Raw genomic sequence first — 20,665 nt, forward strand, 5'->3', positions numbered from 1 at the left:
CACTATTTTGCTGCTTTTACTGTCTCTTTAACTGTTACTAAAGATTTCTTAGGTCCTGGTACGGCACCTTTTACTAAAAGCAGGTTGTTCTCAGCGTCTACTCTGACAACTTCAAGATTCTGAACTGTAACCTTTACAGAACCCATGTGACCTGGCATTCCTTTTCCCTTGAATACTTTACTTGGGCTGGAACATGCACCATTGGAACCCTGATGACGGTGGAATTTAGAACCGTGAGCCATAGGTCCTCTGTGCTGACCAAATCTCTTAATAGCACCCTGGAATCCTTTACCTTTGGAAATTGCAGTTGCGTCAATCTTGTCGCCTTCTGCAAAGATGTCTGCTTTGATTTCGTCTGCTAAGTTGTAATCAGCAGCGTTTTCAAATTTGAACTCTCTTACAAATCTCTTGCTGGATACTCCGGCTTTTTCAAAATGTCCTTTTTCAGCCTTTGTAACACCATGTCTGTTTCTGATCTCTTTTTTGCCATTGGCATCTTTGTTAACAACTTTGTCTTTCTTGTCAGCAAAACCAACCTGTACTGCACTGTATCCATCATTTTCCACAGTTTTAATCTGTGTTACAACACATGGTCCAGCCTGTAATACAGTTACCGGTACTAATACACCGTCTGCATTGAAGATCTGAGTCATTCCGACTTTTGTCGCTAAAATTGCTTTCTTCATTTCTTTACCTCCTGTTTTCTCTACAGCGGAACGCTTCATGCCCAACTTGTGGGGTAGCGGAACCGTTCATCCTAGAACAGTCTTATATAAGTGGCTGCGAGGTACGCAAAACTTCTATATGAAACCCTTCAGGATTGTTACCTAATTCTTATTTGTTTTTCATTTTGATATCAATGTACACACCAGCTGGCATTTCTAATCTTGATAATGCATCAACTGTTTTCTGGGTTGGTGTCATGATATCGATAAGTCTCTTATGAGTTCTCTGCTCGAACTGTTCTCTGGAATCTTTGTACTTGTGAACTGCTCTTAAGATAGTAACTACTTCCTTCTTAGTTGGAAGTGGTACTGGTCCACTCACCTGTGATCCGTTTTTCTTTACAGTTTCGATGATTTTCTTAGCAGATGCGTCCACCAACTGATGGTCATAAGCCTTCAGTGTGATTCTCATTACTTGACTTGCCATAAAAAAAGTCGCCTCCTTTTCGCACTTTACTTCAGTACGACAAGCGGTGACTGTACACTTCTCCGTGTGTGTCATAAGCTTTACACACGTTGTTTCTACTTTTTGTAGACATCTTGATTGTGATACAGTGACTTGTCGCCAGTTTCCTAACTTGACATTCGCTCCACGGAAAACCTGCCATATCGGCAGCAACCTCACGCTTCAACGCTATCAATGCCACAGCAAGTAATAGTATATAGGAAAAGCGCCCGCAATGCAAGCACTTTTCAATAATTTTTGTATTTTTTTTCGTACAAGCTACGAGTCGAGTGCAAAACCAAGTGTATAACGAGAAGAAAGCTTGCTTTCTGAAAGTTATACACTTGGTTTTGTATTGGGCGACAGCCCGCGAACGAGAAATGCGCAGCGTTTCGAGTCTCGCTCTCGGCGTTTTCCTTGTGAAAAATTTATTTTTCTAAGATTGCATGGTTAGATTTTATTTGGGCGACAGCCCGCGAACGAAGAATCTCTGATTCTGAGTCTTGCCCTCGGCGTTCTCCTCGTAAAAATTTATTTTTTAAAGTTACCGGGCTAGTTTTTACCGTGTTCCAAAACACTCGTTCATAATTGCTACTACCTTATCGGCTCGTTCCCAACATCCATCTGGATTGCCTGCTGTTTTCGGATATAGTTTTCCGTTTTCATCTACTACTAATCCCATAGCAGCATGCCCGATATAGAGATAGTGTTTTCCATCTCGCATTGTGTATCGGTAAGAAGCACCATACCTACGCTGCATTTCTGTTATTCGTTCCATGCACACCTTACAAGTACTTTCTATCTCTTTTTCAGAAGTACCGGTGATTATTTCCATAAGGATTCCAGGACTATTGTTCTTGGAGTCATACACCGTGTCATATAAAACAATTTCTACATTTGGATAGGAAAAACGCTTTCCTCCCAGCACGATTCCCTCTCTCGGGTCCATAAAGGGAAACCTTTCCCCTCGTCCAGTGTCATACACACCACACTTCCAACCATATTCCGCCGCAGAAATCACCAGTTTATGTTTCTTTCCACTAACGCTACAAGCCGCAATCATCATACTAAAAAATCCTGCTGCAATTGTCATTCCGCCTGCCACAGCATACTTGGTATATACAACTACTCCTGCAATGGCAATGATAAACCCTAAACATACCGCTAAAATTCCGTGACTTTCTCTGGGCTTTTCTCCTTCATACCAGTTTTTCCATAATCCTTCTATCTGTTGTGAAAACATCCCTTTTTCTACTCCCTTTCGCTTTCTTATTTTTCTCTTTCTTCTATATATAAGTATTCTATATATAATAGAAGTAACAAAATATCTATAGATAAGTAACAAATTAAATTTTAGATAAAGTTTGTCTTTATTTTTTCTTCCTGTTCCGGGAGCTCTACTCCGGCTTTTTTACCGGCTTCTATACACTTTAACAGCCATGCCATGTTTTTCCCTAATACACGCATAATCTGAAGTCCTTCTTTATCTTGACGCACTTCCTCCGGTGTATTTCCGTGCACCATTGTCCAATAATTAGAAGCTACTACCGGCATTTCGTGGTATGTAAAGTATTTTAACAATACATCTAATGTAGCTGTTGTTCCTGCTCGTCTTGCAGAAGCTACTGCTGCTGCCGGTTTATGCAGCATATCTTTTCCTGCTACTGAACAAAACTTATCCATAAACTCGATAATCTGTCCGGATGGGGATGCCCAATATACCGGAGAACCTATTACCAGTGCATCTGCCTCTTTTAATTTCTCTGCTGCTGCTTTTACATTTTCCATTTCAGGATTTCCCGCCTGGAAAATCTCTGTTTCGATTCCTTCTGCCTGAAGTGCCAAAGCTACCTCTGACAATGCGGTATAAGTACATCCTTCTTTTCTCGGACTTCCGTTTAATAATAAAACTTTCATCTTTTCACCTATTCCTTTCTACATTTCATATAATATTTCTTTTTATCTCTTTTTACCTTTTCCTAATTATATATGCTCTTGCTCTTATACGTTTATATATCTTACATATCTATATATTTTATGTGTAGTCTACAATTTTCTTTCCGGATACCTCTTGCGTATCCACATAATATTTACTATAATCCTTTGGATTCACATATACTTTTATAGAACTTCCTATTGGAAAAAGTTCTGCCGGATTCATCCACAGATTCTCACTTTTAAAACGATATAGAATATTCTGATAGGAATCCTGATAGAAACAATAAATAAGATATGGATTTTGCCCATTTATGCTATAATTGGTATTTAACACAATATTCTCCACAGTTGCATATATTACCTGTCCCTTTTCTAAGACTTTCTTTTTCTGGGCACTGTTCACTTTCATTTTAATAAGCGGAATTCCGCCTACCAAAGTAAATACGATTCCCATACCGCCCAGTATACTCCCTACGATTATTCCCGTAGAGCTGGTCATAATATGCCCCGGATTGTCCACATCGCAATACAGTTTGATTTTCTTTCCCTCATACATACCACTACTATATGAATTAAGCGGCACTTCTTTGTAATCTACTCCATCATATGTATAGTTCACATACACATGATAGCTTACCTCGCGATCAGAAGTATAATATCTCTCTACACCGGCAACTTCACCTGTCACTTCTTCTGCATGAGACATAAATGTGCTATATTTCCAAGTTGCGAAAATTCCTCCTGCTAAGAGTCCAATTCCTATCACTAAAAAAATACTAAATATAACATAAACTACTTTTTGCTTTTTCATCTTTCTTCCCTCATCTTTCGTTTTGCCTATATTAATCGTTTTCTTTTCTTCTTCCTGCTACTACATACATCACAATTCCAATTGCTAATATAAATACAGAAATCAACTGTGAAGTAGAAAATGGTCCATACTCTCCTCTGTAATCATTACGGAATATTTCTATCACAAATCTTCCTATGCTATAAAGGATACAATACCCTGCTGCAATTCTTCCCTTTGCAGGCTCTTTCTTTGCATATGCCATCAAAAGAAATGCCATGGCAAAGTCTCCGATACTGGAATATATCTGTGTAGGAACCAGCTTTACTCCATTTGGTGCAAAATCAGACTGCCAATAGGTAATTCCCAATGGAGAGGTTGTCTCTCTTCCATAACAACATCCTGCAAAAAAACATCCGATTCTTCCACAGCCTTGCGCAAAAGCTACTGCCGGAGGTACCAAATCCAAATACGCCACAAAGTCCACCTTTTTTATCTTACAATATAAAAAGCTGGCAAGAACTCCTCCGATAATTCCTCCGTATACTACCCAGCCATTTTGGAAGTTCAATATAATAGAAGGATCTGCTATCACATCTTTTATATTTACGGTATAGTAAAGAATCTTACTTCCCAGTGCCCCGCCAATGACTGCGCACCAAAAAATCCCGTACAACACATCTGTGTTCATATCACGCTTTTTTGCTCTCTTCTCACATATGAAAAGTGCACTTACATACCCGATTGCAATCATAATTCCATACATATGCAAGGTAAGCGGTCCAATTTGTATATCATTAATCATAATCTACCCATCCTTTTCGTTATAGTATTTTTATTATACGAGAATCCTTTTTCTATTGCAACCTCTTTCCCGAATAACTGTTGACTGTACTTTTTTCCGGCTATATAATGGTACAAGTAATATTTATATCATTTGTAAAAGAAAGGAACTATTTATGTGGATTGCAGATAACTGGAAAGAATACGAAGTCATGGACTGCTCCTGCGGTGAAAAACTGGAACGCTGGGGGGATTATATATTAGTGCGCCCCGACCCACAGGTCATCTGGGATACTCCTAAAAAGTTGAAAGGCTGGCACAGCCCTAACGGTCATTATCATCGCAGCAAAAAAGGCGGTGGTGAATGGGAATTTTTTGATTTGCCGGAACAATGGGATTTACATTATAATTCCTTAACTTTTCATTTAAAGCCTTTCAGTTTTAAGCATACCGGACTTTTTCCGGAACAAGCGGTAAACTGGGATTGGTTTGGAAATAAAATCAGAAATGCTAATCGACCAATTAAGGTTCTTAATCTCTTTGCCTATACCGGTGGTGCTACTTTAGCTGCTGCCGCAGCCGGCGCAAGTGTTACCCATGTAGATGCTTCTAAGGGTATGGTTACCTGGGCAAAAGAAAATGCTGTCGCTTCCGGCTTAGGGGATGCACCTATTCGCTGGTTAGTAGATGACTGTGTAAAATTCGTAGAACGTGAAATTCGCAGGGGTAATCACTACGATGCCATTATCATGGACCCTCCTTCTTACGGAAGAGGCCCGAAAGGAGAAATTTGGAAAATCGAAGAAGCTATTCACCCTCTGGTAAAATTATGTGTACAGCTTTTATCAGACAAACCTTTATTTTTCCTCATCAACTCCTATACTACCGGTTTACAGCCTGCTGTATTAGCCTATATGCTGGGGACAGAATTAAAACCATTTAACGGAACTGTAGATGCGCAGGAAATCGGTCTTCCTGTTTCTTCTAACGGCTTGGTTCTTCCTTGTGGTGCCAGTGGTCGTTGGGAAGCCAGATAACTATTTTAAAAACCCTATGGGCTTTCTCATTTTAAGATAGCTCATAGGGTTTTCTTTTCCCTTTTATGGTGTTTCCCTTTTATGGTGTAGTCTCTTCCTCTTTTTCCGGATCTTTATAAGAATATGCGTTGGATATTCTACAATTCTCCGCTGTCAATTCTACCGGTTCCCGATAATACGCAATTACCGGCGTTCCAACTTCTGCATTGGCATAAATTGTCTGCGCTACTTCTAACGGTGCATTGATACATCCGTGAGAACCACTGGTCTTATAAATGTCTCCACCAAACTTTCCATTTCTCCATGATGCGTCGTGAATTCCTACATTATAGGCAAATGGCAGGAAATAGTTTACATTGGATTCGTAGTCTTCTCCTTTTAAAACAGCCGGACTTTGCTTGTATACAATCTTAAATACTCCATCCGGAGAACCATTGTTTCGACTGATATTTCCTGATACAATATCACTTTCCACTACAAGAGCTCCATCCTTATAAAACCACAGATGTTGCTTGGTGTAATCAATTTCTATATAAGTACTTCCAATATCATTGGCACCTTCTACAAATGCCCGTTGTGAATATATCGGCTCGCGGCTCACCGGCTCTCCTGCTTCTAGGTCTGCCTTCAACTGTTCTGCCTCTTTTGCCTTATTTACAATCCATCCATAGTCTCCACCACCGATATTTACCGTATCTCCGGAAGATGTCTGGAATGCTCGCACATCTGCATATGTATTATATTTGCTTGCCAGGCTTTGTACATACTTCTCTATTTCTTTTTCATCCAGGCTGACTTCCAAGTCATCGCTAACTTGAATAAACTTTTCCATCTGCTCCGCATCTATCTTTTCTTCACTGCCTTGTACCTGATAGGTAACAACTGCGTTCTGATATTTCTGGATTTTTGCCATGGCATCTGTCAGCTCGGAACTATTTGTGGTATATTGGGGATTCTCATAATCCTCATCTGTTAATGTGACAGATTCCTTTCCCTCTGCTACCGCTGTCTTTACTTTTTCCAGAACCTTCTCATAAATCATATGATTTCCCATGACTTCCGGCTCAATATAATATCCGTCTTCTCCCTTGGCAATCTTAGCATCTTGTGGCTCTGTGATATTCTCTTCCTTAAAGCAATTCATGGACTGTACCGTGTCTGCAAGCAACTCTTCTTTATATTCCATGGTAAGTGTTGCTTTTTCGTCTTTTTGCTTAAAAATAGAAGTAATCCATCCAAATGCATTTTGTTTTTCCAATATCTTTTTCACTGTTCCATCCGGTACATACTGACATCCAATATCCTTTCCATAAACATGATGTTTTCCGCCATCCCGGTCAAATACCGTTAACAGATATTCTTCTACATGGTCGCCTATTTTTTCTTCTGCCTGACTTACTGTCATTCCGCCTACTTTCCATCCATTAATCTCTGTTCGGAAAATAAAATGATTTTTAAAATAAAACGCCATTCCTAAATATACCATTAATAAAAGAAGTACTACTCCGCTAATACTTCCCATTATAATTATTTGCTTTTTTCTCTTACGTCTTCTTTCCAGCATTTTTTTCTCCTTTATTTATCACGCCAGTTTACATAACTGTATTGTCATTTTACTACGCTTCTATCATTTATTCAAGCCTGTTCTGTCCAGTTCTCTCTTGTAATTTGTAAAATTTTTGACTATAATAGTAATATATTCAAGCAAAATAACATCACAGGAGGCCTTACTATGGGACAAAACTCTGAATATACTTCTTCTGCCATGAGCGAACTTGCAAAACGGTATGAATTGGAAAATAAATTTTTAGATGCTATTGCATGCGGAAACAGCGAACTAGCCGTGAAATCTTATCAGGAGTTTTCTGATTTTTTATCAGCTTCTTCGCAAAAAATTCTCCCCAGAACGGATGATTTACTGCGAAACAGCAAAAACATGTTAATTATTCTTAACACCCTTTGCCGAAAAACCGTTGAGCGCAGTCAGGTTCATCCAATTTACATTGACCGTTTTTCCGCCGGTTTTGGCAGAAAAATAGAAAGCCTCACTTCCAAGGAGGAATGCGATAAGCTTCCTATTGAAATGATAGAAAAATATTGTTCTATTGTTAAGGATTATTCACTGGCTACCTATTCGCAACTTATCCGCAACACACTTACTTACATAAATATGAATATCAGTAGTCCTATAACTTTAAAAGATGTTGCACAAAATCAGAATGTAAACGCCTCTTATCTTTCTGCTCAATTTAAACGTGAAGTAGGAGAGACCTTAACCGACTATATTCGCCAACAACGAATTCGCTCTGCCATAGCTTTACTGAACACTACAGCTATGAGTATTCAGGATATTGCTTTCCAGGTAGGCGTGGAAGATATCAGTTATTTTTCAAAACAATTCAAAAAACAGGTAGGTATGTCACCTATGCAGTACCGGAAAATGTTAAAGCAATGATTTTCCCTTCCTGTAACGTTTTTGGCACATCAATTACCCTCTGATTGGAAGATCCTCGAAATTGGAGGGTAATGTCTTTTTTCTCCCAAACAAATTCTCCGTCTATCAATACATCCAGAAGGGATAACATTTCATCTGTCACTTCGCATCGTGCTCGGCTTTCCGTCAGTAATTCCTCATCTAACAAATATCCGGTATAGCACCAAATATTTTTCTGCGGATAGGTTTCTCGCACCTTTTTTAAAAAAGGTAACAGCCGTCTTTGATTGTCCGGCTCAAATGGTTCTCCACCAAGCAGTGTTAAACCGGCAATAAAATCCGGTTTTAATGCCTGTAACAGCTCTTCTTCTGTCTCCTCTGTGAATTTTTTTCCATAATTAAAATCCCATGTTTCTGCATTAAAGCACCCTTTGCAATGATGGGTACAACCAGAAACGAACAGGGATACGCGTACCCCTGTTCCGTTTGCAATGTCTGTTTTCTTTATTTCTGCGTAATTCATATTTTCCTCTTTTATAGATGCAATACGCGTTCTTGAATCTCCTGTGTTCTTCCCTGATTCCAGAACTGTGTTCCTATATATCCGCAGGTTCTTCGTGCTACGTTCATTTTGTCCTGATCACGATTTCCACAGTTCGGACATTCCCATACTAATTTTGAATCGTCATCGGAAACAATTTTGATTTCTCCTTCATAGCCACATACCTGACAATAGTCACTCTTTGTATTCAACTCTGCATACATAATATTGTTGTAAATATGCTGCATTACAGAAAGTACTGCTTCAATATTATTCTGCATGTTCGGAACTTCCACATAACTTACTGCTCCACCCGGAGATAATTTTTGGAACTGTGACTCAAAGGAAAGCTTGCTAAATGCATCAATTTCTTCTGTTACATGTACATGATAACTATTTGTAATATAATTTTTATCCGTTACGCCCTTGATAATTCCAAATCTTCTCTGTAAACATTTGGCAAATTTATAAGTAGTGGATTCCAATGGTGTTCCATATAAACTAAAATCTATATTGGTCTCTTCTCTCCACTTCTGGCAGGCATCGTTCATTCCCTGCATTACCTTTAATGCAAATGGAGTTGCCTCCGGATCTGTATGGGACTTTCCGGTCATATATTTGGTGCATTCACATAATCCCGCATATCCCAGTGATATTGTAGAATATCCACCATATAATAACTTGTCAATGGTTTCGCCCTTTTTCAATCTTGCCAATGCACCGTACTGCCATAAAATAGGTGCTACATCAGACGGTGTGCCTTTTAAACGATTGTGTCGATACATCAGTGCTTCTCTGCAAAGTACCAATCTTTCATTGAATATCTGCCAAAACTTCTCCATATCTCCACCGGATGAACAGGCAATGTCTACCAGATTCAAAGTTACAACACCCTGATTAAATCTTCCATAGAACTTATATTTATCGTTCTCGTCTTTATATACAGTAAGGAAAGAACGGCATCCCATACAAGGATAGCAGTTTCCTTCTTTATTTTCTTTCATGATTTTCTCGGAAATATAATCCGGCACCATACGCTTTGCTGTACACTTAGCTGCTAACTGGGTTAAATGCCAGTATTTACTTCCTTCTTTGATATTATCTTCTTCCAAAACATAAATTAACTTTGGAAATGCCGGAGTAATATAGATACCTTTTTCATTCTTCACTCCCTGCATACGCTGAATGAGCATCTCTTCAATCACCATGGCAAGGTCATCTCTGGTACGACCTTCCGGTACTTCATCCAAATACATAAATACCGTCACAAACGGAGCCTGTCCATTGGTAGTCATCAATGTAATGACCTGATACTGTATCATCTGTACACCGCGCTTGATTTCTTCTTTTACACGCATTTCTGCTATCTCGTCTATCTTTTCTTCATTTAATTCAAGACCTGCGGCTGTAAATTCTTCTCTTACAATTCTTCTTAACTTCTGACGGCTCACATCTACAAATGGTGCCAAATGGGAAAGTGTAATACTCTGTCCGCCGTACTGTGAGCTGGCAATCTGAGCAATTGCCTGTGTTGCTACATTACATGCTGTGGAAAAACTCTTTGGCTTTTCAATCATGGTTTCACTGATTACCGTACCATTCTGAAGCATGTCCTCTAAGTTTACCAGGCAGCAATTGTGCATATGCTGCGCAAAGTAATCTGCATCATGGAAATGTATAATTCCCTCTTCATGTGCTCGTACAATATTATCCGGTAAAAGAAATCTTCTGGTAATATCCTTGCTGACTTCTCCTGCCATATAATCACGCTGAACGCTATTTACAATTGGATTTTTATTGGAATTTTCCTGTTTTATCTCTTCATTATTACATTCAATCAAACTTAAAATCTGCTGGTCTGTAGAATTAGACTTACGCACCAATGCACGTTTGTATCTGTATGTAATGTACTTTCTGGCAACTTCAAATGCCTTCATTTCCATCAGTTCATTCTCCACTAAATCTTGTATCTCTTCTACATTGTAAGTACGATCCATTGCTTCGCAGAAATCTGTAATACGCTCTGTTATATTCAATATCTGTTTCTCTGTCAGTTGTTCATTCTCTGACACTTCTTTATTCGCCTTGCGGATAGCCTCAATAATCTTCGTAACATCGAAACCTACTTCTTTTCCGCTTCTTTTAATAATTCTCATTTCATTCCCTCCGACCTACTAAATATAGTATCGGGAACCATTTCCCATACCATATGTTGCTTTTCTATTATATTATTATAGATATAAAAAAGCAATATTAATATTGCCCAATTTTCAGCAGCATTTTCAGAGAGATTTTCTACTTGCCATCTCCTTGTGGTAGTTCTATCCCTGTTACACCATTTCTTTATTCATGATTTTATTTTTTGTTTCAAAATAGTTTTACAACATTTATTACATCGCACACAAAAATAAATACAGTGGCGGCTAACACTACCACCACTGTATTAAAAATATCCTTTTTCTTTTACACTGTTTTTCTATGTATCACCCTACAGCTTTACAAATACCTCTGTCTCTTGTTTTAAAGCACCTGCAATCTGCTGGTTTTCATCCATATGACCGGTAATACTATCCATATCGCCCACAAGAACCTGTGTATTTTCTGCTGCACCCGTTACTCCGGTTACACCTTCATCGATTGCAGTCGTGATACTGTCTATAGATTTTGCAATTTCAGAAACCGCAGACTTCAATGCATCTGTCTTTGTATTAAATTCTGCCATTACAGCCTCAATATAAGTTGCATTATCTTTGTATTCACTTCCGGCAGTTACGAAGGACTCAAACTCCGGCAAAATAGATTCGTTCATATAAGATACTAAGTCATTTGCATGGTTTGCCAAGTTATGTACTGCGGAAGTTACAATGCCGTTAATCTGTTGAATATTATTTGCAGCTTCTCTACTTGCATCAGCAAGCTGGCTAATCTCGTCAGCAACAACTGCAAAACCTTTTCCTGCTTCTCCTGCTCTTGCCGCTTCAATTGATGCATTCAACGCAAGTAAGTTTGTCTGGCTTGCAATATTTAAAATGTCATCTGTTAAGCTGTTTACCTGGTTAACGCTATTGCTCTCTTCAATTGCCTGATTTAATACGCTTAAAATTTCATTTACCTTAACGCTGGTAGATTCCATATTGGTCCGTGCTGTGTTTTCCATGCTTTCTGCATGTTCTTTCATTTGAATGGAGTAATCGTTAATCTTACTTGTCTTATCTGCAATTTCATTTACTTCATCTCGTACTTCACCGGCATTGGTGTTGATAACTGCTGCATTGGCAGATACTTCTTCCATGGTTGCTGCCAATTCTTCTGTTAATGCAGACAAATCGGATACACTATTGTTGGAAGTTCTTACACTATCCATAACTTCATTTACTACTACATCCATCTTCTGAGAGTTGTTTGTAATCATTTGGAAAATGTGTTGCAGTTTTTCCATAAATACATTGATACCTTTTCCTAATGCTGCAATCTCATCATCGGAATAAACGGTAACACGTTTTGTCAAGTCTCCTTCTCTTCGATCAATGTCACTGATAATCTGAGAAATTTCTCTCTGCGCAATACTAATTGGCTTAATAATAAGTTTGTTTACGCTAAAGATTGCTGCCAAAATCGCTACTACACTAATGATAATAGTAATACCATTGCTAACTAATGCAGAATTATATACACTTGCCAACTGGCTACGGGCACTTGCTGCTCCTTTATTCGCTGCCTCTATCAATGTATCAATATTTTTCTGCATAGCATCTCCATAGGCTGCTAAATCTCCATTTGCACATGCATATGCTGCTTCACTGTCTCCGTTTGCACTATACGCCGCTACATTTGCCATTGCATCTTTTAGTCCCTGATAATTCGTCATCAGCTCTTCATAGGTTTGCTTTTCTGCTTCCGACATTTCTTCCTTGTATTTCGCTAAATTTTCTTCCAGCTCTGTTTCTTCTGTCTTAATTCCATCCATAATACTGATCATGGTATCTGCATTTGTTGCAATAATATGAGATAATGCCTTATTATGTAACTCTTGTGTCTGTTGCTGAATTACTCCTAAATCAGAAATTCCTGTCATATAATTATCTGCTATATTAGATGCATTGGCATTTACATTACGGATATTCATAATTGCCATAGCATTGGAAATAATCGATACTATTCCTAATATAAGAACAGGAATCATAATATACATTTTTATACTGGCATGCTTCTTGTTTTTCATATGTATTCCTCCTGCAATTTGCAATTACTACTGTCCAACCGATGCGGTAATTGCTTTGACTGTGTTATCCATTAATTTTTGTAAATCCGTGCCGTCCGGATTGCCTGCTGCTAATGTACTTCCCAGCTCCGAGATTGAATTCCAATAGTTGTTTCCAACTCGCTGAAGTACTGCATATTCTGACTGCGCTGTAAGTGCCTGAATTGCCGGAGAGTTCTTTACTTCATCAGAAGCCGCTTCATTATTATTACATGGTCCCTGTTCCCTTTCTTCAAAACGAAGCTTCTGATTTTGCTCATTGGTAATCCAATCTGCTAATTTCAATGCCCAATCAGTATGCTTAGAATATGCATTAACACCTACCATCTTATATCCTTTAAAAGATGCCATCTGCACCTGCTGACCTGCACAAGTATAGGTTGGTAATTTTACTGCACCAAAGTTATCTCCCCATGCTTCCTTTAAAGTGGATACATCCCATGCACCACTTATGCCTGCTGCAACAGTTCCATTCTTTGCGCCTTCTACAAAATCTGCATCTACCATATTGGCAAATCCAGGATTTGCCGCAATCGCCAACATTGCCTGTGCAATATCAACACCTTTGATGTTTCCCTCTGTGCTATTCCAGTCACAGTTCATACTAATACCATCATCATTTAAGCTAAGATTCAATCCGGTATTTCCAAAGAAGGAATATAAATACCATCCTGAAGTCCAGTCCATTACTACTTTTTTATTAGCCGCTGCCGCAACATTCAACATCTGGTCAAGACTTGCTACATCTGCATCTGAAAAAACACTTTTATCATAATACATAAAGTATCCATTGTCCGCTGTCATGGGATATGCATACAACGTATCATTTACAGAGGCTGCCGCTACCGCTTCTTCCAAATTTGCTGACTTCACTTCATCCGCATTATCCACCGGTACCAATGCACCGGCTGCTGCCAAACTTAATAACTGGTCATCTGCAAAAGCAAATACATCTGCGCCATTCAGAACATCTCCCAGTAAATCATCCTTACAAGATGCTTCACTTTCTGCCTCAATTGTAATATCAAAATCTGCCTGATCAGCATATTCTTTCTTAAAGCTATCTACTATCTCTGCTAATAATGCCTGATCTTCTTCTGCTCCCCAAAGAGTTAACTCCACCGTACCGCTTTCTTTTTGCGCTTTCTCTGTCTTAGGGGTACTGCTCTTTTTCTTCTGGCTTCCCGCACATCCACTAAGTGCCATGCTAACCGCTAAGACAACCGCTGTAATTGCTGCCATCTTTTTCTTCATGTCACTACTTCCTTTCTTTATTGTAATATTGATATACATATATTAATTATAGCACATTTTTACATTTTTACATATCTTTATGTATATATTGGTATTTTTTTACCAATATTTTGTGCTTATAATACCGTTTTTTCTTCACACATGTATTTGTGTGAAATCGTTCTCATTCTCGTATGTAGTACTTTTTTACTATTCTAACACACGCACCCCAAATTTGCTACTATTTTCTAAAAAATGAAACAGGAAAATCGTAACTTTCACACTTTAATACAACACGGTATTTCCTATTACATTTTACATTAAAAAGCGCCCCCTTTACGATAAACAGTGTTTTTATACTTCACTATCTTTCCTAAAGAGAGCACTGAAATAATATGGATAATTCCTACTTTTCAGAAACTTGCAAAAACAATATCTTCTACTCGCTATAATTTTTGCTTACATACTTTTTAATTTCCTCACTATCTTCCGGCATACGACATCCAACTATGTATTCTCCATCATTATTTGAGGACCGGATAATGCGACCTTCTAATGGCTTTCCGTTCAGGATAGCAAAGTCTTTCACTTCAACTACCACATCTTTTCCTTTATTGTTTGCAAATATATCTTCTTTACATACAAACGCAAATCCGTTGGCACTGATATTTTCCATCTTCGCATTATATGCTTTGTCCTCGCCGGTAATTTTCACTACACAACTGTTTTTAAGAGGCATTCTCGGATATTTTCTTCGATTAAATACCTTTGGATTTGTCTCTACAAGCAGTTTATACTTACCCTTTTCTCCATTATGGGCATAGCTGATTTTAATATCATCCCAGCAATACAATACATTTTCTACCACAATACGAAGCTGGCACAAACTTTGTTTTGCACCCAATATATCTTGTCCCTTGTCTTCCAGACTAACAAAAAGTTCTTTTCCTGTGTAATGATCAACCTCACCTACATACTCTTTCTTGCCATTTTCTGATTTTAATGCTACTGCTATTTTCATGCCCGGTTTTACGTCATCAACACCCATGAATCCGCCAACTCCAAGCTCTTCCATAAGACTTCCCACAACTCTTTCGATAGCAATCGCACTCTTATTACTCTCCTCATACTTACTAAGCATTTCTTTCGTGGTATATTCTGCCTTATCAATTCTTCCGGTCATAATTTCCATGACATCACATACCTGCTGCATATTATCAACCAATGTCTTATTGGAATTTTCTACTTCCTTAACGGCACTGTCTACTACCTTGATATTTACTTCCAAACTTGAAGTATCATTGGTAATATCCCCAACACTTCTATTTACATTTCCAACCTTATTGATGTTGACCTGAATCAACTGAATAGTTTCGGTAATCGCTTCTAACATCTTTTCAGAAGTTTCTTCCAGATGCGCCAATGCCCCCATAATTCTGCCTGAAGAATTCTGCGTTCCGCTACTCAACTCGCGAATCTCATCTGCAACAACCGCAAATCCTTTTCCTGCCTCTCCTGCTCTCGCTGCTTCAATCGATGCATTTAAAGCAAGCAGATTTGTTCTGGAAGTAATTCCTTCAATCGTACTTGTCTCATTCTTAACATTTTCAAATTCTTCTTTAAATTCACCAAGAACTTTTTCCACTTCTGAGGAAAGCGTTGCCATTTTATTAGTAATCTCAACTACCTCCGTAAGTTCTTTGGAACTAATATTGGCATGTTCGCTGGAAGCCTCAATTAAAGTCAATACTTGATCCATAAGTTCTGATACATTCGTTACCTGTGTGTCAATAACGCCTGTCATCTCCATGGAAGACATTGTTTTATCATTCAGTACATTGTTATCATTTGCAAGTTCATGCATATCATTTGCTATTTCTTCTGCACCTGTTCTATTTTCATCTGCAAGTTCACTGACAACTGTCACCCCATCTACAATCTCGTTGCTTGCTTCCTTTACCTGTTCAACAGTCTGAACAACTCTATGCAGATTGCTCTGAATAGAACCTGTTAATGCTCCATCCGATTCTACCAGATGTTTGATTGCCATATTGGTACATGCATAACAACACAATACAATTGCAAACTCAAGCGCACAGTCAATGCTTGTCACAAAATCCATCATACCTTTTCCCAGACCCTTATATATATTGCTGGAAATAAGTACAAACATAGTCGCCCACATCATAATTTTAATGAGATTTGGATCTTTAAACAAAATCAATATGGAAATCATCGGCATAATAAATACTATAAATGTTTCTTCTGATGTGGTCCATGAGATAACCGCAAAAAACGTCAGATATCCCATACCGACAAGCCACTTATACCTCTCGCTACTCATCCCTTTAAATTTAAGTATCAGTAACCCAAATACATATTCTCCCCAGCCTATCACAGAAATCATAAAAAACCATTTTGCTGCCAAATCTCCGGTTCTCACTTTTGCAATATAATAAATGGTCACAATCAGCATTAATATCAACCATGTATTACTGGCTCTTTTGTTTGCTTTTGCAACAAAATACTTTTCATCATAATCCTGCATACGCTTTCCCTCCTTCCTACTAGTCCTAATGTACTATTAGTATAACACACAGAGCAGGAAAAGTCTCGCTATTTATTTCTGATGGGCACAATATTTGCTCTTTTATAAACTCCACATTATTTTTTCTGTATCATATGCATGTCCAAAAGTATTTTATTTGCTTTTCTTATCTCACTAAAAAAGAAAAGATAGTAAAAGATTGCTCCCATGAGATAAGGCACTGTAACCGTGAAAAATAAATCCCTATATCCCCCAGTGGTAATCTGTGTAAGTCCCCACTTATCAGCTATACTTACACTGCCAAGTACAACCCCTATATCTAAAATGTATTGTCCTATAATAACCACGATTAATGGAAAACCCTGTAATTTTTTATAAGACTTCAGTACCGCTGTCCCAAGACACGCAACGAAAAACATACTTAAAAGGTTTACTCCATACTGTCCATCCGGTCTCTTTGTTACATTTTTGAATATAACTTTTCCAAGAACCAGGCAGGTATACACAACACAAACCGTTTTCAAATAACTTTTTATCTGAATTCCATAGTTTTTCTTTTTTCTTCTATATTCATACCTTCTCCTTTTCCTGTTTACACCATTCTTTTAACCTTTGATAGAAATTCTTCCGACAGGCACGATTTATAATAACTACCTCGTCATTAAGCAATCGCAAGCGAATTCTCGCATTAATATCACTTGTAATATTCTTCACCTTGCCTATATTAACTGCCATGGACTTGCTAATTCGTACCAAACCATACCTTTCATAATCATCGGTAACCTCTTGTAGTCCGCCCTCCAACTGCCATACCTCTTTTTCAAGATACGCATATAATTTTCGGTCTACAATCTCAAGATAAAACACCTCCCCCGGCATTATAAGTCGTGACTCGTTTTCCTTTTTCCCTGTTAACACCTTACGGCCACATAGCAATTGCTCCACTTGGCGTACTTCATCATTCATATATCGATAATGAAGTTCCACATAATCCTCCGTAAGTCCCTCTTGCTTTCCGTTGTCTCTGAGAAACGATAGAAGTTCATCCACGCCCATCCCATCGACTCCGCCTGCTCCTTTATTGGATTTTACCTTCTTGTATGCTTGATTAAGATTGTCATTTGATAAAATCTTTTCCATCAGTCTGTCCGTTTGAAAATCTGTGCTGATGTCGTTGTTTTCAGCAATCCTCTGATGGTCGGACACTTCTGCATACTCTTTCTGTTCCGCAGATACCATTTGCAGATAGTCCTCAATATGAAGTTGTCTGTCCTTAAATCCATCTTTGGTTACATTCATTTACTAACATCTCCTAAAGTTCAGTCCTTCCCACCATGTTTGCAATCACAATGGTACTATGACCTCTGCTGACTTCTTGCCATTCGTTGTTACCACAAGTTTCATACTCTGTTTCCACTTGCTGACAAGACCTCCCTTGGTACCACACGTTTCTTTCTCTCCACATATCTGCCACATTTACTATAGTTAATTCCGAGTAGTTATTGGACTTTGGTTTGTTATGCAACCTTATCCTTAACTATAGCCTGATGTGATTTCTGTTCGTCAGACCAGAGATTTGCCTCCACTTTCCTTCTGATTCCACCTCACGATGGACACCCTTGGTCTTAGCTGTATCCTTCCCACTACTAGGGCGGATTAGGGACTTTCACCCATTAGAAACGTGCGCCGCAAGGCGCACACAAGAAAGTGTCTTCGACACTCTCAACTCCCCTGACCCCTCATTCATGAGGGGAAGGGGTTTTCCTTTGTCTTTCTTTATTGTAAAATTCTATTATGAATATATTACAATCCATCTTTACCGATTATTATGAACACATCATTTACGAACTCCATCCTCGTCCTGCTGTCATTGAAAATGTCAACAAGATGATTCATTGTGGTGACTCTTCTCACGGTGGTGCCATGTATGGCTGTCCTCACTGTGGAAATCTTAAATTTGTTCCCTTTCGCTGCAAAAGCCGTTTTTGCCCTTCCTGTGGAAACAAATACAACCAGCTTCGTTCTTTTCATATGTCCTGTAAGCTCGTTTCCTGTGTTCATCGCCATTGTGTTTTCACTATCCCTGAGGAACTTCGCGTTTATTTTCTCAAAGACAGGTCTCTCTTAAATTGCTTATTTCATTCTGTCCGTGACGTTGTCCTTCGTATGTTTTCCAAAATCAATAAAACTGAAAACTTTACTCCCGGATTTATCTGTGTTCTTCACACCTTTGGGCGTGACTTAAAATGGAATCCTCATATCCATGCCCTCATATCTGAAGGTGGCGCTGGCAACATCACTCCCTGGCGTCCTGTCAAACATTTTGATTATAACTTTCTTCGTAATGCCTTTCGTAAAGTACTGCTTGAACAGCTCTCTTTTCGTATTGGTCCCGCTTTTCGTAAAGTTAAAAATGAAATGTATACGAAACACTCCAATGGTTTTTATGTTCGTGCAAAGCCAAATCTCTGCACGCCTGATATTACCATTAAATACATCAGCCGATACCTCGGCAGACCGGTTATTGCCACATCCCGTATTGATAATTATGACGGCGAAAATGTAACCTTTCATTACACCAGACACGAGGACAACAAAACGGTTACTGAAACCATCCCTGTTTTGGACTTCATCCAAAAACTGATTGTACACATCCCTGAAAAACATTTCAAAATGCTCCGCTACTATGGGATATATGCAAAACATCATAAACAGGAAAAGAATCTCCGTAAATGTATTTCTGCCGAAAAACAACGTTTCCTGCATTCTATCCAGGACTGGCGGCACTCCATTCTTCTCTCTTTCGGATACGACCCTCTCTGCTGTTCCAAATGTGGCACTTCTATGTTGGTTTTAGAAGTTTACCATAAAAAAACTGCACTATTTGAACAATATCGAAAGGTTATGGGATTTGGATAAATCCATGCTCATAATCATTCTTTCTCCATAGTCAGATAGTGCAGCTGTCCTAAACCAAAACAAAAAACTTCATAAACAACGTCATGGCGAATCCACCATTCGCTCTTTTGTCATGTCATTTTTTATTTCTAGTCCATTATACACTATTTCTGACGATTTGAGGAATTTCCTATTACAAAAAAAAAAACTTACCACGAAATCGTAGTAAGTTCTTTCTAATGAGACATCGGGGATTCGAACCCCGGACAACTTGATTAAAAGTCAAGTGCTCTACCACCTGAGCTAATATCCCATATTCTATTTATTTTTTAAGTGCCCAGTTCCGGAATCGAACCAGAGACACGAGGATTTTCAGTCCTCTGCTCTACCAACTGAGCTAACTGGGCAGTTGACTAAAAAAGAGTTGCGGGGACAGGATTTGAACCTGTGACCTTCGGGTTATGAGCCCGACGAGCTTCCAGACTGCTCCACCCCGCGATATCATTTAAATGGATGGAGGTGGATTCGAACCACCGAAGCAATTTGCAGCAGATTTACAGTCTGTCCCCTTTGGCCACTCGGGAATCCATCCATAATGAAAATATGAAATTTTCAAAAAGCCGATGATCGGACTCGAACCGATAACCTGCTGATTACAAATCAGCTGCTCTGCCAATTGAGCCACATCGGCATATACTTTTAAATACATAAAGAATGGGACCTACAGGGCTCGAACCTGTGACCCTCTGCTTGTAAGGCAGATGCTCTCCCAGCTGAGCTAAGATCCCATATTAACGACCCAGAAGGGACTCGAACCCTCGACCTCCGCCGTGACAGGGCGGCGCTCTAACCAACTGAGCCACTAGGCCTTTTATTAAGGCATATACCTTAAAAAGTTCACACAGAAATTATCCGATTTCCCTAAGTTCTCTAGGTCAAGCCCTCGACCGATTAGTAACAGTCAGCTCCATGCATTACTGCACTTCCACCTCTGCCCTATCTACCTTGTACTCTTCAAGGGGTCTTACTTCC

General features: G+C 38.9%; 18 protein-coding genes, 7 tRNA genes and 1 rRNA gene. 3 read left to right on the forward strand and 23 right to left on the reverse strand.

Annotated features, from left to right (window positions below; all coding sequences use genetic code 11):
* Positions 1-2: 2 nt before the first annotated feature.
* The 6 genes from rplC to KQI83_RS07290 form a co-directional block, all read right to left on the reverse strand.
* Complete coding sequence (rplC, locus tag KQI83_RS07265; protein ID WP_216556094.1) at positions 3-686, reverse strand: 50S ribosomal protein L3; 684 nt, start codon at positions 684-686, stop codon at positions 3-5.
* A gap of 148 nt (positions 687-834) precedes the next feature.
* Complete coding sequence (rpsJ, locus tag KQI83_RS07270) at positions 835-1,152, reverse strand: 30S ribosomal protein S10 (RefSeq protein WP_075721594.1); 318 nt, start codon at positions 1,150-1,152, stop codon at positions 835-837.
* 577 nt (positions 1,153-1,729) lie between these two features.
* Positions 1,730-2,413, reverse strand: coding sequence for a hypothetical protein (locus KQI83_RS07275; protein ID WP_216556097.1), 684 nt, complete (start codon positions 2,411-2,413; stop codon positions 1,730-1,732).
* A gap of 110 nt (positions 2,414-2,523) precedes the next feature.
* Complete coding sequence (locus KQI83_RS07280; protein WP_216556101.1) at positions 2,524-3,087, reverse strand: flavodoxin family protein; 564 nt, start codon at positions 3,085-3,087, stop codon at positions 2,524-2,526.
* A gap of 118 nt (positions 3,088-3,205) precedes the next feature.
* Positions 3,206-3,919 (reverse strand): DUF3592 domain-containing protein, encoded by a 714-nt coding sequence (locus tag KQI83_RS07285; protein ID WP_216556104.1) that lies wholly within the window; start codon positions 3,917-3,919, stop codon positions 3,206-3,208.
* Between the two features lie 31 nt (positions 3,920-3,950).
* Entirely contained in the window at positions 3,951-4,703 is a 753-nt protein-coding gene (locus tag KQI83_RS07290; RefSeq protein WP_216556107.1) for a prolipoprotein diacylglyceryl transferase, read from the reverse strand.
* A gap of 154 nt (positions 4,704-4,857) precedes the next feature.
* Between KQI83_RS07290 and KQI83_RS07295 the strand changes: the two genes are divergently transcribed.
* Positions 4,858-5,718: a class I SAM-dependent methyltransferase gene (locus KQI83_RS07295; protein ID WP_216556110.1), complete on the forward strand. Its 861-nt coding sequence runs from the start codon at positions 4,858-4,860 to the stop codon at positions 5,716-5,718.
* Positions 5,719-5,797: 79 nt separating this feature from the next.
* On the opposite strand, the gene KQI83_RS07300 is transcribed toward KQI83_RS07295, so the two are convergent.
* Complete coding sequence (locus KQI83_RS07300) at positions 5,798-7,282, reverse strand: L,D-transpeptidase family protein (protein WP_216556113.1); 1,485 nt, start codon at positions 7,280-7,282, stop codon at positions 5,798-5,800.
* Between the two features lie 168 nt (positions 7,283-7,450).
* Here KQI83_RS07300 and KQI83_RS07305 point away from each other — a divergent pair, with 168 nt between their 5' ends.
* The gene (locus tag KQI83_RS07305; RefSeq protein ID WP_216556115.1) at positions 7,451-8,173 is read left to right on the forward strand and encodes a helix-turn-helix domain-containing protein; all 723 of its coding nucleotides are present in this window, start codon (positions 7,451-7,453) and stop codon (positions 8,171-8,173) included.
* Here the strand turns inward: KQI83_RS07305 and nrdG are convergent.
* From nrdG to KQI83_RS16960, 8 genes are all read right to left on the reverse strand, one after another.
* On the reverse strand, positions 8,142-8,675 hold the full coding sequence (gene nrdG / locus KQI83_RS07310) for an anaerobic ribonucleoside-triphosphate reductase activating protein (RefSeq protein ID WP_216556117.1): 534 nt from the start codon (positions 8,673-8,675) through the stop codon (positions 8,142-8,144). The genes KQI83_RS07305 and nrdG overlap by 32 nt on opposite strands.
* Before the next feature lie 11 nt (positions 8,676-8,686).
* The gene (gene nrdD, locus KQI83_RS07315; protein WP_216556120.1) at positions 8,687-10,849 is read right to left on the reverse strand and encodes an anaerobic ribonucleoside-triphosphate reductase; all 2,163 of its coding nucleotides are present in this window, start codon (positions 10,847-10,849) and stop codon (positions 8,687-8,689) included.
* A gap of 332 nt (positions 10,850-11,181) precedes the next feature.
* Entirely contained in the window at positions 11,182-12,915 is a 1,734-nt protein-coding gene (locus KQI83_RS07320; protein ID WP_216556123.1) for a methyl-accepting chemotaxis protein, read from the reverse strand.
* Between the two features lie 27 nt (positions 12,916-12,942).
* Positions 12,943-14,208, reverse strand: a complete 1,266-nt coding sequence (locus KQI83_RS07325) for an extracellular solute-binding protein (protein ID WP_216556128.1) — start codon at positions 14,206-14,208, stop codon at positions 12,943-12,945.
* A gap of 418 nt (positions 14,209-14,626) precedes the next feature.
* A complete protein-coding gene (locus KQI83_RS07330; RefSeq protein WP_216556131.1) occupies positions 14,627-16,735 on the reverse strand; it encodes a methyl-accepting chemotaxis protein in 2,109 nt (702 codons plus the stop codon).
* A 116-nt stretch (positions 16,736-16,851) separates the two neighbouring features.
* Positions 16,852-17,259 carry a hypothetical protein gene (locus tag KQI83_RS07335; RefSeq protein ID WP_216556134.1) on the reverse strand — a complete coding sequence of 136 codons (408 nt, stop codon included), beginning with the start codon at positions 17,257-17,259 and terminating at the stop codon, positions 16,852-16,854.
* Positions 17,260-17,305: 46 nt separating this feature from the next.
* Entirely contained in the window at positions 17,306-18,034 is a 729-nt protein-coding gene (locus tag KQI83_RS07340; RefSeq protein WP_216556137.1) for a LytTR family DNA-binding domain-containing protein, read from the reverse strand.
* A 45-nt stretch (positions 18,035-18,079) separates the two neighbouring features.
* On the reverse strand, positions 18,080-18,211 hold the full coding sequence (locus tag KQI83_RS16960; protein WP_256447808.1) for a hypothetical protein: 132 nt from the start codon (positions 18,209-18,211) through the stop codon (positions 18,080-18,082).
* 318 nt (positions 18,212-18,529) lie between these two features.
* On the opposite strand from KQI83_RS16960, the gene KQI83_RS07345 reads away from it, so the two are divergent.
* On the forward strand, positions 18,530-19,654 hold the full coding sequence (locus tag KQI83_RS07345) for an IS91 family transposase (protein WP_216556140.1): 1,125 nt from the start codon (positions 18,530-18,532) through the stop codon (positions 19,652-19,654).
* A 219-nt stretch (positions 19,655-19,873) separates the two neighbouring features.
* Here the strand turns inward: KQI83_RS07345 and KQI83_RS07350 are convergent.
* From KQI83_RS07350 to KQI83_RS07385, 8 genes are all read right to left on the reverse strand, one after another.
* A tRNA-Lys gene (locus KQI83_RS07350) sits at positions 19,874-19,946 on the reverse strand.
* A 21-nt stretch (positions 19,947-19,967) separates the two neighbouring features.
* Positions 19,968-20,040: transfer RNA gene (locus KQI83_RS07355), tRNA-Phe, on the reverse strand.
* Between the two features lie 17 nt (positions 20,041-20,057).
* Positions 20,058-20,131, reverse strand: a tRNA-Met gene (locus KQI83_RS07360).
* A gap of 12 nt (positions 20,132-20,143) precedes the next feature.
* Positions 20,144-20,225: transfer RNA gene (locus KQI83_RS07365), tRNA-Tyr, on the reverse strand.
* 26 nt (positions 20,226-20,251) lie between these two features.
* Positions 20,252-20,324, reverse strand: a tRNA-Thr gene (locus KQI83_RS07370).
* A 24-nt stretch (positions 20,325-20,348) separates the two neighbouring features.
* A tRNA-Val gene (locus KQI83_RS07375) sits at positions 20,349-20,421 on the reverse strand.
* A 7-nt stretch (positions 20,422-20,428) separates the two neighbouring features.
* Positions 20,429-20,502 (reverse strand) — tRNA-Asp (locus tag KQI83_RS07380).
* Between the two features lie 62 nt (positions 20,503-20,564).
* Positions 20,565-20,665, reverse strand: a 23S ribosomal RNA gene (locus tag KQI83_RS07385); the annotation flags it as partial.

Source organism: Roseburia sp. MSJ-14 (assembly GCF_018918225.1).
In the GTDB taxonomy this organism is placed as follows: domain Bacteria; phylum Bacillota; class Clostridia; order Lachnospirales; family Lachnospiraceae; genus Petralouisia.